Raw genomic sequence first — 15,159 nt, 5'->3', positions numbered from 1 at the left:
GGCAATCCTCTACAGGCGGGCCAGGCGGGTGCTGACCAGGGCCAGTTGACGGGCCAGCGTCGAGTCGGCGCGTTCCAGCCGGGACAGGTCCGGCCGCTGGTCGAGCATGCTGGTCCACAGCACCGACCGGCCCAGTTCCAGCAGCTCGACCGCGTCGACCACGTGGCCGGTCGTCAGCTGCCAGGCGGCGGCGTCGGCGGCGACGGCCACCACCCGGCCGAGGTGCCGTTCCCGGGAGCGCCGGCCGAGACCGGACCAGCCCGCCCGCGGCAGCAGCCGGGTCGCCTCGGCGTACCCGAGGCGGGCCTGGTCCGCGAGGCCCGCCTCGGCCGCGATCCGGCCCCGCTCCCACGCCGCCGACAGCCGGTCCTCGGCCGACGCCTCGGGGACCGAGGCCGCCTCGGCCAGCAGGGGCAACGCCTCGTCGAGGTCGTTGTCCAGGTGCAGCGAACGGGCGAGGTTCACCAGGTAAACGGCCCGGTCCGGCGCCGGCCGGTCGCCGCCGAGCCGGACCGCGTCACGTCCCGCGGTGATCGCGTCCCGCAGGTCCCCGGGGGTGCCGGTGGTCGCATGTCGCCGGGTCAGCGCGTGGCACAGACCGGACTGGACGATGGCTCGGAGCACCGGCGATCCGGCCGTGGCGGCGACCGCGTCGCGGTACTGCTGCACGGCCTCGTCGAGATGCTCCGGCCGGTTCCCCAGGTCGGCGCTCTCCGTCAGCACCGCGGCCAGGTTGACCCGCCGGCCGGCCTGCTCCGGCGCCTGGTCGGGCGTCGCCGCGACGGCGGCTCTGGCCGCGTCCACCGCCTCGTCCAGGTCGGTGGCCTCGTGCAGGGCGGTGAAGCGGCGGTAGAGCGCGGCCGCCAGCCCGGAGCGCGAGACCGCGAGTGCCGCGGGGCCGTCGGCCGCGGTCACCGCACGGCGGGCGGCCTCGACCGCCCCGGTCAGGTCGCTCAGGTCGCCGAGGTGCGCGAACCTCGATTGCAGGGCGGCGCTGAGGTTGCCGTACCGGACGGACAGGGCGCGGTCCGCCGGTCCGGTGGCCTCGACCGCGCGCCGGGCGGTGTCCACGGCGCCGTCCAGGTCCCTCGCGGCGCCGGTGGCCTCGTGCCGTAGCCCGTACGCGGTGGACAGGTTGGACAGTGCCGACGCGGCCGACGCGGTGTCCGCGGCCAGCCGCGCGGCCTGCTCGACGGCACCGATCGCCTCGTCGAGGAGCCGTACGTCGCCGGTGCGGACGAACAGCCGGTGCAGGACGGCGTACAGGTTGCCGAGGCCGCCGATCCGGTCGTCGGTGGGGGCCGTGGTGGCCGCCACGGCCTCCCGGGCCAGGTGTACGGCCTGGACCAGATCCGCCTCCGTGCCGGACGCCTCGTAGCGGGCGAGCAGGGCCAGGCCTGCCGTCGTCGTGGCGCGGGGCCGGTCCCGGTGGCGCGGCGGCGCCCCGGCCAGGGCCTCGCGGCATGCGGCGAGCGCCGCGCGCAGGTCCTCGTCGCGACCGGTCGATTCGTGCCGGGTGAGCAGTGCCGAACCCAGGTTGGTCAGGTACGTCACGCGCCCCGGATGTCCCGGGCCGGCGGCTGCCACGGCCTCACCCGCCAGGCGTATCGCCTCGTCGACCGTCGCGGGGTCGGCACCCGCGGCGAACCGGAGCAGGAGCGCGTTGGACAGGCTCGACAGGTGCGTCGCCCGGTCCGCCGCCGGGCTGTCGGCGACGGCTCGGCGGCCCAGAGCGATCGTGTGGTCGAGATCGTCGACCGCGCCGGTCAGTAGGTACCGGGCGACCAGCGCGCCCGCGAGACCGCTCGCCGCGGCGGCGCCGTCCTGGCGTACCGCCTGCTGTCCTGCCGCCACCGCCCTGGCCAGCACCGCCGGGTCGCCGGTCGTCTCGAACTGCCGGGTCAGCGCCAGGCACAGCACGACCCGGGCATCCGCGGCGGTCTCGTCGCTGTGTCCGGACGCCGTCACGGCGGCATCGGCCGCGGCCACCGCGGCGGCCAGATCCGCCGGGTCGTCCCGCATGGTGTGGCGGGTGAACAGCGCCGCCGCCAGGTTGGACAGGAAGACGCCGTCGTCGGCGGCCCCGGTCGCCGCCCGCAGCGACGTCACCGCGGCGTCCAGGTCGGTCAGGTCACCCGAGTGGTCGAACCTGGCCAGCAGTGCGCTGCCCTGGTTGGACAGCCGGACGGCCTGCTCCGGATCGCCGGGCGCGGTCAGCCGTACCGATGCGTCGGCCGCCGTGACCGCCTCGTCGATGTCGGCGGGGTCCTGTGCGATCAGGAACCGCTCCCGCAGCACGCCCGCTAGGTTGGACAGCCGCCATGGCGTGTTGTCCGCTTGTGCGGCTTCCGCCCGCAGCAGCTCGACGGCCTCGTCCAGAGTCCGCCGGTCGCCGGTCTCCTGCCACCGCCGGTACGCCGCGGTGCCGGCCGACACCGGCTCCGGTTCGTCCAGCTGCGCCCGCAGCAACGGCGGCACCAGGCCGGGATCGACGGCGTGGAGCTCGATGAACAGCGGCACCGCGACGGCGAGTTCGGCCTCGTCGTCGGGGGAGTCGAGGTGATCGGCCCGGCACCAGTGCAGCCAGGCGACGGCGAGCACGGCCTCCGCGTCCGGCTCGTCGCCGACCACGGCCAGCAGCGCCGCCGCCTCGCGGGCGGCGTCGGCGCCGAGGATCTCGGCGCTGTCGCGGGTCGCGCCGTACCGCTCCACCCGCGCCTCGACCCGGGCCAGGAGCGCCTCGCGGTCGCGCGGCCCGTCCGACGCCACGTCGCCGGCCACCGGTCAGGCGGGTTTCATCGGACTGCCGAACAGGTCGCACCTCGGCGGTTCGCCCGGCGCGTCGGCTTGGGCGCGGCGGGCACATTTGCGCTGTTCAGGGCAGACGTAGATCTCGGTGTCGGGGAGGGAGTCGGCGCCGTTGACGACCCGCTCGTAGGCGTGGGCCAGGGTCTCCTTGACGACGTCCCCCTCGCTGCGCTCGCGCCGCCGCATCTCCTCGCGCAGCGCCAGCCAGTCCCCGAGCGCCTCGTCCTGCCCGGCCCGTGCCCGCAACTCGATGAAGTGCCGGCGCTGCTCGGTGCGGTACGCCCAGCGTTGCAGGTCCGGGTACTCGTCGCAGATGACCGCCCAGCTCTCGCTCGACGTTCGAGGGTGCTCACCGGAATCGTCCTGGTTCGGCATCCGCGCTCCCGCTCTGGTGGGCATTGCCGCGACGACTACTGTATGGCCTGGCGCACGGGTTGGCTTGTTCCGCATGGGCGGCATCGGCGAGGCGGTGGCGGCTTGGCCAGGAGGACCATCACCTTCGTCCCCGGTGTGGTGCCGGACGCCGACGAGGACGAGATCGACGAGGTCCTGCAACGTCTCCCCGCCGAGGCCTGGGGTCCCGAGGACGTGTCGATCCGCGTCGCCGAACGGTTCACCGGCGCCGGCGGAGCGCTGGTGCTCCGGATCGAGGTCGGGTCGGGGTCGCCGCCGCTCGTCGAAGTGGTCAAGGTGGGTCCGGCCGCGGAGATGGCGGTCGAACGCGACGCCTGGGAAAGGGTCGTCAGGCCGGTCGCCACCCACATGTGCACGCCGATCCGGCACAGCACACTGGACCCCGGCTCGGCGGTGTCGAGGAACGGCTGGGAGGCGATCGTCTACGGCCATGCCGGGCAGTTCGCCGGGCGGTCGGAGGACTCGGTGACGACGCTCGAAGAGGTGTTCACCCGAGCCTCCCTCGGTGATCGGGCGGCCGCGCGCCGGGCCGGCACGGCGATCGGTGAGTTGTTCTCACAGGCCGAGAGATCGCTCTACCACGGCGCCACGACCGGTCCGTCCACATCACTGCTGAACATGGTTCCCGCGCTCGGACCCGACCTGGCAATAGCGGTCACCCGGCTCGCCGACGCGTCGGGGAGCATTTTCGGAAGCGGCGGCGGCGAGACCACGGACCGGTTAGTCGAACGCACCATCTGGAAAGCCGGCTCCGTTCCACCGGACGCGGACGCCCTGGCCGGTAGGTCGGTGCGCGTCGACGACGTCGAGCTGCACCGGCGCTCCGGCCGGCTCCTCGGCCGGGTGGGCTTCGCGACCGTCGAGCTGCGCGGCGTACCGGCGGACCTGCACTGCCCCGAGGGAGGCGTCGAGGTGCGGGGGACCGTCGTCGGCAGCCGCCCGGGAGTGGTCATGTCCCGGCTGCGGGACGCCCTGCCCGGCCTGGCGGAGAACGGCGACGCCATCAGCGCGCCCGGCGTGCGGGCGGCCCATCCGTTCACCGCCCTGCGCAGGGCCCTGGAGGCCTCCCTGCCGCGAGTGCGGGGATGCCGGGTGCACGGGGACCTCAACGCCCGCAACGTGCTGCTCGTCGACCGCGACCCGTACCTGATCGACTATGCCCGCACCAGCGGCCCGGACAGGGGCGAGTCGCTGGTCGCCGACTGCGCCTGGTTGGAGATCAATCTGATGCGGGCGATCGGGGGCGGTCCCACACTCGCCGACCTGGTCGCCGTGCAACGGCTGGTCACGGCGGCCGCCGCCGTGCTGCCCGCCGGAGGCATCGAGATCACAGCGCCCCGTCCCGGCCTTTCCCTGATCTGCTCGGTGCTGCTGCGCCTGCGCGAGCACGCCTACCGCTGCCACCCCACCGGCAGCCACCAGGACTGGTTCGCCGACTACAGCCGTCACCTGGTGCTCGCCGCTCACCGCACCTTCAAGTGGCCCGACGAGCAGCAGTCGCCCACCCGCTGGGCGGCCTCGGCCGCCACCGCCGCGGTGGCCGGTGAGTGGATCGATCCGCCGACCGCGTTCGGGTTGTGGACCGCGCCGGACCTGCGAGCCACCACGGCGATCGCGGCCGGTGCCGCGCACCAGGCGCCGGCCGCTGCGGCGAGGCTGCTCGGCGCGATCACCCGCGAGGTCGACGGGCGCGGCCTGCCCGGCCTTGAGGACGCCCTCACCGAGGCGGCCAACACCGTGGCGGCGGCCGTCTACCGGCCGGTGCATCCGGCGGACCTGTCCCGGCCGGTGGAAGCCGTGTCCCGGCCGGGGGACGGGGGCGGGCCGGAGCCGTACATGGAGTTGTCGGTGGCCACCGGCGACGAGCCGCCCCGGTCGGCGATCGAGGCGCTGACCGGCTCGGCGTGTGCGGCGCTCGTCGGCGTCGCGGGCACCGGCAAGAGCACGGTGGTGCGGGAGATGGCCCGCCGGTTGAGCGCCGTCGCCGCCAACCGCGACACCGTCGGCGATCGCGGCCGGCACCGGCTCCCCGTGCTCGTGCCGGCCGCCGACCGCTTCGATCCCCGCCTCCTCGCCCGGCACGCTCCGGTCCGCCACGACGTCGCGCTCGAGCACCTGATGGACGCGGGATGCCTGCACCTCATCGTGGACGGCGGCGCCCCCGCGGGCCTGTTCGAGCGCATCGGTGATCTGCGGCGCCGCCATCCCCGCCTGCCGGTGCTGGTCACCGGCCGCGCCACCCGCGGCCTCGGCGCGGACTTCACCGTGTACCGCGTGCAGCGCCCGGCCGCGGAGCAGGCGATCAGGTTCCTTGCCGAGTCGGCCGTCCGCCGCGGGATTCCGATGACGGCGCTGCACGACGTCCTCGGCGAACGCGGGACCCCGCGCATCGATGAGCTCTTCGCCAGCGCCGACGGTGTCGCGCTGCTGGCCCGGCACCTCCGTCCACGAATCCGCCCGAGCCTGACCGACCTGCTCGACGACGCGTTCGCCCACCTGGACGGCGACCCGCGGACCGCTTACGCCGCCGAGACCCTGGCCGCCTTCCTGGTCGACCGCGATGCCGGATGGTGCGAGGAGACCGCCGCGGACGAGCTGTTCGCGGCCGACCCGGCCGCGTGGCACGCCGGCCGGGCACGCCTGCTCGACGAGGGCGTACTGGAATCGCGTGCGGGCAAGCTGTTCTTCCCCCGGCTGGTTCACCGCGACTACTTCGCGGCGCGCTCGGCCATCGACGACGCCGCGGCACTGCCCACCCGTACCCTCAGTCTGGTCTGGCAGGAACCGCTGCGGCTGGCCGCGGCGCGCGCCGGCGCCGACGACGCGGCGGCCACCATGATCCGCGTCGCCCGCGACACCGATCCGCGTTTCGCCGCCCGGCTGCTGGCGATGACCGGCCCGGACGACGCCGGGTTCATCGCCGAGCAGGTCGCCTGCCTGCGGGACCCGCAAGCCGCCCGGTTCGCCCAGCGGGTCGCCGCCGATGCCCTGCACTCCCTCGGCGAACCGGGCATCACCGCGCTCTGCGCGGTCGCCCGCGACGACCGTCTCTCCCCAGCGGCCCGCGCGGTCGCCATCGGGCCGATGTCGGCCGCGCGGCCGGCGGTGGGCGACGAGCCGGTGCGCTTGGCCGCTCATCTGCTCGGTGAGCGGCCGCAACCGGCGCGACTCCGGATCGCCGCCGTGGAACTGGCGGCCCGGCACGGCGCCGTCGGTCTGGCCGCCCTCATCGCCGATCACTGCGACGACCGGGCACCCTGGCACTACCACCGCGCCGCCCACGACGCTCTGCTCCGCCTCGGGGCCGCGATCCCCGGCCGCTTGCGGCGCGAGCGCACCGCCGCGGCCCGCCGCCGGCTCGACCGGCTCACGGCGGTGCTGCCGCGACTGACCACCCAGGCCGCCCACGTCGCCGCCCAGCGCGAGCGTGAGGAACTGCTGCGGTCACCGCTGGGCGGCGACCGCGACGTGCTGCTGGCCCACCGCGAGGACTTCGAGATCGGCGGGTACGCCGCCGACCTGCTGGACCGGCTCGTCGACGATCCTGCGGCACAGCCGGAACCGGCGCCCGCGCTCCCGGACGACCTGCCGGGCAAGGCGGCGGCCATCGCGTCCCTGACCTCCCGCGCCGTACGCACCGCCCGCCAGAACGAGACGCTGGCGCGGCTGCTGACCGCGGCCCGGCAGAGCGATCCGGTCGCCGGCGCGCACCTCGCCGAGCAGGTGTACACCGCACTGGCCGCCGCCGGCAGCCCGGACCGCCTCCGCTGGCCGATCCGCGTCGCCCTGGCCCGCTGTAGCCCCGACGCCGCCGTTCTGGAAACCCTGCTGCGTTCCTCCGACACCGACGACCACGCGCTGGCCCTGGCCACGCTCGGATCGGCCGCGTTCCTCCTGGACGCCGCACCTCCGCCGCAGCGCCCGTGGCGCGACACGGCCGAGGACGTTCTGCCCGCGCTGCGCCCACCTCCGGGACCCGGCTGGGATGCCGTCGCCTACGTGCGGGCAGCCGCGGCAGCCGGTCTCGCCGACGGCCTGGACCTGGCAGCCGACCTGCTGACAATGCCGCAGCTGCACGAGATGACCCGCACGGTCTGCCATCCGGTGTACGGGGTGCTCACCCTCACCGCCCGCTCCGAGGTCCTCGCCGCCGCCGGATACCTGACCAGGCTCTTCCCGGGCGGCACGGCGACGGCGGTGGCCGAGCACCTGCGGGGCGCCGACCGGGACGGCGCGCTGATCGGCCTGGCCTTCCTCGGCGACACCATGGCGGTGCTGCGCGGTCTCGACGGCGCCGAGCCGCGCGTGCACGCCGCGGCCCGGCACGCCGCCGCCCGCTGGGACACCACGTGGCCCGACCGCGACCAGGCGCGTGACGCCGTCGCCGGACTGCTCCAGGACGGGGGTCGCGACCGCCGGGCCCGCGGCACACTGCTGGAGCTGCTGCGGAGCCTGTCGGAGGAGACCGGCCGGCTCACGGCCCCAGGTGGACGAACGGCGTCCACACGCTGAGCCGCTCCGTTTCCCGCAACCGGCGCAGGACCGCATGCAGTGCGAACACGGCACCGCCCGGCTCGAACGGCCGGCCCTCCTGCCCGTACACCGCGTCGGCGATCTCCGCCGCGATGGCCGCGTTGACCGTCCACAGCGTGCCGATGACATGCCGGTACCCGGTGTAGTGCAGCGCGGCGGCCAGGGTGATCGCCTCATCGGCCAACCCCACCCCGCCGGTCGCGGTCTTGCATGCCGACAGGAACGCGAACTCGCCCTGATGCTGCTTGGCGCTGAGCCGCGCGATGGTCAGCACGTCGTCGGCGAGCCGCAGGCCGCCCCGCGACGGATCGTCGAGCACCTGGTTGCCGTGGCAGCTCAGGTGCGCCCACCGGTAGGCGGGCAGCAGCCGCGCCACCTCGTCGACGGTGGCGTCCGGGCCGTCGAGGACGCGGTGCCGCCCGGCGAACCGGCGCTCCAGCATGGCCCGCTCCGCGGCGGCCTCGGGCAGCGGCGGCTCCTCGCCGACCTGCGGCACCGTCACGATCAGCAGTTCCGGCGAGGCGTCCTCGGGCAACGGTGCCCGGGCCTGCACCAGGGCCCGCAGCGTCGGCGTGTACGACGACACCACCCGGTCCAGGACGGTCGGCCGGTGCGGGCCGTCCGCCAGATGGTCGCCGGCCGCGTGCAGCGGGAGCATGGTCAGCAGCCCGGTCGGGCACCACCACATGCGCGGCCAGGCCGGCACGTCGTCGTCCGGTGTCGTCGTGAAGCCCAGGTCCTTCAGGACCGGCTCGGTGACCGCCCGCCACAGCCAGCGCAGGATCGCCCGGAGCATCTTCTCGGCCCGGTCCTCGGCCGCCGACAACTCCTCCTCGGCGGCCTCCAGCCCTCCGGCGCCCTGCTTGGCCCGCCACCAGTCCCGCCACCGCTGGCTGACCGTGTCCAGGACGTTCAAGTACGCGGTGGTCATCTTCTCCACGTCGGCCGCGTTGAGGTCCGGTAATTCACGGACCCGGACGTCGCCGTCCACCACCAGCAGCGCGTCGCACCGCCAACGGCTGACGTTGATCACCGCGACCGGACCGTGCGCGGCGGCGGGCAGCAGCTTCTCCAGCGGCGGCGGCCTGAGGAAATCCTCGAAACCGGGCAGCTTCCGCACCTGCCTGACCAGCGCGTCCCACTCCCGGGTCAGCGCCATCCGGCGGTCGACCAGCCGGGAGACGTCCTGCTCCTCGCTGAATTCGGTCACCGGCCCACCCTTTCGCACACATGCCCAGGGCGGTGGGGCCTCCGACACAATCGAGGGACCGATCCGCCTACGATGAGGCGATGACGCCGGTCGAGGACGTCCGCCGACGGCTTGAGCGGTATCTCGCCGCCGAGGGCCCCGAGCCCGTGCGCGGCGACGGCGCCCGCGACGATGCCCGCCGCCTGCTCACCGAGGCGATCCGCCTGCACGGGGACGGCGAGGTGGCCGTCGACGCGGAGCCGCTCGGCCTGGCCGCGTCGCTGTTCTGGTGCCGCTGGACGGAGGCGCCGACCGACCACCACGACCCCGACTGCCAGACGGCCTACCGGCTCTACCGGGTGCTGCTCGCCGCCGACCCCGGTGCGACGGTGCCGCCCCCGCTGGCCGAGGCGCTGGCCGACCCCGACAACGACGAGCCCATTCCGGCGCTACTGCACCATGAGTCGCGCGACCTCATCGAGGCCTGCCTGCAACGGTTCGACGACCTCGCCGTGGACCTGGGCATCTCGCTGGGCCGATGCGCCGTCGCGCTCGCCGGGCCGGGCACCGCCGCGAAGGCCGACTACGCGTGCAACCTGGGCGCGGGCCTGTTCGCTCGGTACCAGCACCACGACACCGGGGCGGATCTGGACGAGGCGATCGACCTGTTCCGGGCCGCCGCGGAGTCCGGGTTCGGCGACGCCCCGGAGCAGGCGCGCTACCTGGCCAACCTCGGGATCGCGCTGCACACCCGCTACCTGCTGCACTCCCGCGACGGCGACCTCGCGGCGGCCGTCCGCGCGCATCGCCTCGCGCTGCGGCGATCACCGCACGAGGACCGCTACCGGTCGCAGTACGCGGCCGTCCTGCACACCCGCTACGAGGCCGGCGGCCGGCCCCGCGACCTCGAACGGGCCATCCGGCACGCGCACGACACCGACCCGATGGGGCTGACCAACCTGGCCCTCATGCTCTGCAACCGCTTCGAGCGGAACGGCGAGATCGGCGACCTGCGACACGCGATCGCGCTGCTGCACGACGCCCTCGGCGGGACCGCCGCGCAGGACCACGACCGGGCCCGCCGCCTGTCGGCCCTCGGCGCCGCGCTGACCATGCGCTTCATCGCCACCGACGACCTGGCCGACCTCGACGCCGCGGTCGACCTGCACCGCGAGGCCGTCCGGTGCGCCCGCGACGGCGACCCGCACCGCCCCGACTACCTGTCCAATCTCGGCCACGCCCTGAACGACCGGTACGAGGAGCGCGGCGCGCTCACCGACCTGCACGACGCCGTGGCCGCCCATGCCGCCGTCGGCCATGACCGTCCGCTCCATGCCGGCAACCGGGCCAACGCGCTCACCGCACGGTTCGACCGCCTGGACGACATCGCCGACCTCGACGAGGCGCTGCGCGTCGGCACCGCCGCGCTCGCCGCCCTCCCCGGCACCCACATCCACCGCGGCGCCCAGCTGTCCAACCTGGGCGGCGTCCGGTTCGAACGGTTCCAGCGCACCCGGGACACGGCCGACCTCGCGGAAGCGATCACGTCCGACCGGGAGGCGGTGCGGTGCACGCCGCCCCGGCACCTCGACCGTTCCCGGCGCCTGGTCAACCTGGCCACCGCGCTCGACTCCCGCTACGAGCGCACCGGCGATCCCGCCGACATGGACGAGGCGATCGGCCTGCACCGCCGGGCGTACCGGAGCGCCCCGGCGGCTCGCCGCAGGCATCACGGCTCCGCCCTGGCGATCGCGCTGCACCTGCGGTACCACCTGCACGGAAGCGACGGCGACCTGACCGAGGGCATCGCCCTGCTGCGCGAGGCAGTCGACTGCCGCCCCGACCACCCCGACCTGCCCCGCCGCCGCACGCTGCTGGCCAGCGCCCTGATCACCCGGCACAACGAGACCGCGGATCCGGCCGACCTCGCCGAGGCGGTCGTCCTGATCCGGGCCGCGGTCGCCGCGACCCCGCCCCGGCACGTGCAGCGCGTGGGCCGCCAGGCGATGCTCGGCAGCACCCTGTCCAAGACCGGCGACCCGGCCCTGGTCGACGAGGCGGTCGAGGTCCTCCGGGCGGTCGCGGACCTGCCCGCCGCCAGCTCTCCTCCCGGCTACCGGCTGCGCACCCTCGGCGACGCGTTCAAGGAACGGTGGAGGCTCACCCGGGCGACCGCCGACCTGCAATCCGCGATCGACGCCTACCGCCGGGCCATCGACGCCGCCGACGCCACCGATCCCGACCAGGCGCTCAACCGGTACAACCTGGCCGGAGTGCTCGCCGACCTCGCCGACGCCACCGGACGCGAGGACCTCCGGCACGAGGCCGTCGCCGAATACCGCGCGGCGACCCGTCAGCCGACGGCGGCGGCGCTGATCCGCATCCACGCGGCGGGCGAATGGGCGGCTCAGGCCCTCGCGCTGCGCGATCCGGGGTCGGCGACCGAGGCGTTCGCCGTCGCCGTCGACCTGCTTCCCCGGCTGGCCTGGACCGGCCTCGACCGCCGCGACCAGGAACGGGCCCTGCGTTCCTGGAACTCCCTGGCCGCCGACGCGACCGCCGCCTCCCTGGACGCCGGACGCGTCGACCGGGCCGTCGAACTCGGCGACCAGGGCCGGTCGCTGCTGTGGGAACAGCAGCTGCATCTGCGGCGGGAGGCCCACCGACTGGCGGAGCGGCGCCCCCGGCTCGCGGCCCGGCTCAGCCGCGCCCGGCAGGGGCTCCTGGCCATGCGTTAGGACAATGCCTCCGCCACCTCGGCCAGACGGCGCGCCAACTCCGGACGTACGCCCAGCAGCCCTTGCGCGGCCTGCCCCTCCAGCGCCTGCGACCACAGCACGTTGCGCCCCCGTTCCAGGGTCTGCACCGCCGCCTGCGGCTCGTCCTCGTGCAGGTCGGCGGCCGCGGCATCGGTGCCCAGCCCCGGAAACCGCCGCAGCATCGCCTCCTGGCCGGGCCGGTCGATCGCCCGCGTGGTCAGCGGGCCCAGCAGAGCGATCGCCTCCCGGTAGCCGTACCGGGCGATGTCCCAGCGCCCTGCCCGCGCCGCGGTCGAGGCCGCGCCGCGGGCCGCCGTCACTCGCACCGACGCCGGAGCGGTCGTCGTCGACGCCGCCCGCAGGTAGGAGGTGAGCGCCTCGGTCGGCGCGTCCGGCCCCGCCGCGTCCAGCACCGTCCCGGCGAAGTTGACCAGCCGGATCGCCGCGTCCGGATGGTTCTCGTCGAGGATCGCCACCGCCTGCCGCGCGGCCTGCACGGCCTCGGCGAGCCGTTCCCGGCGGGCGGCGCCGGGCACGGCCCCGGCCTGCGCGGCGAGCACGACGGCCAGGTTGGACAGCAGTTTGGAACGCGCCGTCCGGCGCCGTCCGACCGCCTCGACCGCGGCTCTCCCCGCGGCCGCGGCGTCCTCCAGAAGCGCCGGGTCGCGGTCGATCTCGTACGCGGTGAGCAGCGCCATCGCCCGGTTGGACAGCCGCACCGGCAGCGCCGGGTCGGTCCGGTCGGTCACCGCGAGCGCCGCCGCCCCGTACTCCAGCGCCGCCGCCAGGTCGGCGCGGTCACCGCGCATCTCGTGGCGCAGCCGGTACGCGTTTCCCAGGTTCGTCAGGATCGACGACCGGTGCGGCGCCTCCTCGGGGGTCTCCGCGAGCGCCTCGTGCAACAGGCGCAGCCCGCCCTCCAGATCGTCGCCGGAACCCCAGTGCTCGAATCTGGTGACCAGCAGATTCGCCAAGCCGACCAGGACCGCGGACCGGAAGCGGTGCCCGGTCGGAGCGAGGTCGTGCGCCCGCCAGGCGGCCGTGACCGCGGCGTCGAGGTCGGTCGGCGCCCGGCGCGACTCGTAGCGGGCCTGGATCGCGTTGCCGAGGTTGGACCAGCGCAGCGCCGCGCCCGGGCCGACCGAACCGGCGTGCCGGGCGGCCCGCTCACCGAGCTCGATGGCCGCGTCCAGATCGGTCGCCGCGCCGAACTGGTCGAACCGGACGCGGTGCAGGCCGCTGAGATTGGAGGCGCGACTCGGCCAGGCCGGGTCGGCGGCGGGCGTGGTGTCCACGGCCTGGCGCCCGGCGTCGACCGCCTCGTCCAGGTCGGCCGGGTCACCGTGCCCGGCGAACCGCACGCCGAGGGCGGTCGCGAGGTTGTCGAGCATCGTGGCCCGATCCGGGTCGTCCGGGTCGGTGGCCGCCACGGCGCCGCGTACCAGCGCGACCGCCCGGTCCACATCGTCGCGGCTTCCGGTGGACTCGGCCCGCATCCGCAGCGCGAGACTCAGGTTGGCGTCGATGGCCGCCTGTACGCCCGCGTCATCGACCCGCAGGCGCGACAGCCGGTCCACCACCTCGTCGAGGGCGTCGGGCCGGGCACCGGACTGCACCTCGTCGAGCAGATCCAGTGCGGCCTCCAGCGGATCGGCCCGCGCCTGGACGACTAGGGGCCGCAACTCGGCCGGGACGGCCTCCGGCACCACCTCGTCGATCATGGCGAAGATGCCCACGGCGGCGCCCAGGTCGTCCCGGCCCCGCGGGGTGCCGGCGCCGAACGCCCGCGCCCGGAACCAGTACAGCCGCGCCACCGTGCGGGCCGCCTCCAGCGGGACCGAGCCGTCCTCCTCACGGGCCTCGGTCCACAGCCGCTCGGCCTTCGCCAGTGCCGACTCCGCCAGAAGGCCGGCGTCCAGCCCCTCGTCGATGTACGCGGCGATCAGCGTCTCGATCTCGTCGGCCACCCGCTGCCAGCTCATCAACGCACGCTATCCGGGTGAGCGGCTTTCCGCCCGGAAGGCGCTCGCCAGACAAGTGCGCAGGGGGTGCTGTTACGGGTGCGCGCGACGGGGGCGGGTGCGCGGCATCAAAACTGCGGCGGCCACCAGCCAGACCGTGCCACCGAACCGGACGACGGGCAGGGTAGAGGACGGCCGATGAGATCGCCAGGGGCACCGAGGCGGAGAAGAGCAGGAAGGCGCCAGCCTTGATCGTGGTGCCGTGCGCGCGGGCGTACTCCAGGACTGCGGCGCCTGAGGCGTCCGGGTGCGGGGTGGAGCGATTGGCGCCGACGTAGGCAACCGGCAGTTGCGCGCGATGCTCGGGCGCGTCGCCGAGCAGCAGGGGCTCACCCCCGGCGTCCACCCCGGCTACCGGTGGATCCGGCCCGACCGCACGTCCCGCGCGCGAACCGCGTCCCCCCGAGGCTTTACCGACGCCCGATTCGGACGGAAGCGCGTAAGAGGCCCCCTGTTCGGTGTGATGCGGGGGGCTTACGGCTTGCGGAGGGAGATCGGGCGGATCTTTATCCGGTCGGGGGTGACGGTGTCCGGGGGCGGCGGGGTCGGGCGGGCGGCGGCGAGGCGGCGGACGCCGGAGGCCATCGCGACGGCGCCGGCCAGCATGAGCGCCGCCCGCGGGCCGGTGAGGTCGATGTGCTCGTGGAAGGCGGTCAGGCCGATGAGCAGGGCCGTGATCGGCTCGCTCAGGGTGATGGCGGTCAGCGGGGCGGTGAGCGAGCCGGTCAGGAAGGCGTTCTGGTTGAGCAGCAGGGCCACGGCGGCGCAGGCGAGGTAGGCGTAGAGGGTCCAGCCCGCCACGAGGGCGACCGGGTCGCCGAAGGACCCGGCGCCCGCCTTGAGCATCGCGGCGGTGAGGCCGAACGAGATGCCGGTGGCGGCGCCGAGCGCGGTGCCCGCCACGCGCTTGTGCCGGGCCGCGGCCAGGCAGCCGAGGATCGCCAGTACGCAGGCCCCCACGACGACGCTCATCGTGGTCGCCGTGGGCGCGCCGTCGCCGGACTCCGGCTCGGCGGCGATCATGAAGACCGTCAGGCCGGCCGTGGCCAGCAGCGCGGCGCCGAGCGTGTGCCGGTCGGCGCGGTCGCCGCCGAGCCGCGGTTCGAGCACGACGCACAGGGCCAGGCCGATCATGAGCAGGGGCTGCACGAGGGACAGCGGTGCGGCGCGCAGGGCGAGGGCTTGCAGGACGACGCCGAGGACGGCGGCCAGGCGGCCGCCCAGCCACAGCGGCCGGCGCACCAGGCGCGTCAGGAGCCGGGGGTCGAGGGTGCGGGGCGCGGCGGCGTCCCGGCGGACCTCCCGGTGCGCCGCGCGGTGTTGCAGGGCGGCGCTGAGCGCGAAGCAGCCGCCGGACGCGATCGCGATCAGGGCGCCCAGGCCGGTCACGGGGCCCGCCCCGCCGGCCCCGCGGCCGAGGCGCCCCGCCCCCCGG

The 15,159-nt window shown here is 75.3% G+C and carries 7 protein-coding genes; 2 read left to right on the top strand and 5 right to left on the bottom strand.

Annotated elements, in window-relative coordinates:
• Positions 1-9: 9 nt before the first annotated feature.
• Together K2F47_RS32710 and K2F47_RS32705 are read right to left on the bottom strand one after the other, a co-directional pair.
• Positions 10-2,781 carry a hypothetical protein gene (locus K2F47_RS32710; protein WP_242909899.1) on the bottom strand — a complete coding sequence of 924 codons (2,772 nt, stop codon included), beginning with the start codon at positions 2,779-2,781 and terminating at the stop codon, positions 10-12.
• A 3-nt stretch (positions 2,782-2,784) separates the two neighbouring features.
• Entirely contained in the window at positions 2,785-3,207 is a 423-nt protein-coding gene (locus tag K2F47_RS32705) for a hypothetical protein (protein ID WP_242909898.1), read from the bottom strand.
• Positions 3,208-3,285: 78 nt separating this feature from the next.
• Between K2F47_RS32705 and K2F47_RS32700 the strand changes: the two genes are divergently transcribed.
• A complete protein-coding gene (locus tag K2F47_RS32700; RefSeq protein ID WP_242909897.1) occupies positions 3,286-7,734 on the top strand; it encodes a hypothetical protein in 4,449 nt (1,482 codons plus the stop codon).
• Here the strand turns inward: K2F47_RS32700 and K2F47_RS32695 are convergent.
• On the bottom strand, positions 7,697-8,965 hold the full coding sequence (locus tag K2F47_RS32695) for a CHAT domain-containing protein (protein ID WP_242909896.1): 1,269 nt from the start codon (positions 8,963-8,965) through the stop codon (positions 7,697-7,699). The genes K2F47_RS32700 and K2F47_RS32695 overlap by 38 nt on opposite strands.
• 80 nt (positions 8,966-9,045) lie before the next feature.
• Between K2F47_RS32695 and K2F47_RS32690 the strand changes: the two genes are divergently transcribed.
• The gene (locus tag K2F47_RS32690) at positions 9,046-11,682 is read left to right on the top strand and encodes a tetratricopeptide repeat protein (protein WP_242909895.1); all 2,637 of its coding nucleotides are present in this window, start codon (positions 9,046-9,048) and stop codon (positions 11,680-11,682) included.
• Here K2F47_RS32690 and K2F47_RS32685 read toward each other — a convergent pair.
• Both K2F47_RS32685 and K2F47_RS32680 read right to left on the bottom strand, forming a co-directional pair.
• Positions 11,679-13,685, bottom strand: coding sequence for a hypothetical protein (locus tag K2F47_RS32685; protein ID WP_242909894.1), 2,007 nt, complete (start codon positions 13,683-13,685; stop codon positions 11,679-11,681). The two genes, K2F47_RS32690 and K2F47_RS32685, sit on opposite strands and share 4 nt — an antisense overlap.
• A gap of 513 nt (positions 13,686-14,198) precedes the next feature.
• Positions 14,199-15,113 (bottom strand): DMT family transporter, encoded by a 915-nt coding sequence (locus tag K2F47_RS32680; protein WP_242909893.1) that lies wholly within the window; start codon positions 15,111-15,113, stop codon positions 14,199-14,201.
• Positions 15,114-15,159 lie beyond the last annotated feature (46 nt).

Source organism: Actinomadura terrae (genome assembly GCF_022751215.1).
Classification (GTDB): Bacteria; Actinomycetota; Actinomycetes; order Streptosporangiales; family Streptosporangiaceae; genus Spirillospora; species Spirillospora terrae.
The sequence above is the reverse complement of the archived record's forward strand: the minus strand, read 5'-3'. Positions and strand labels throughout refer to the sequence as shown.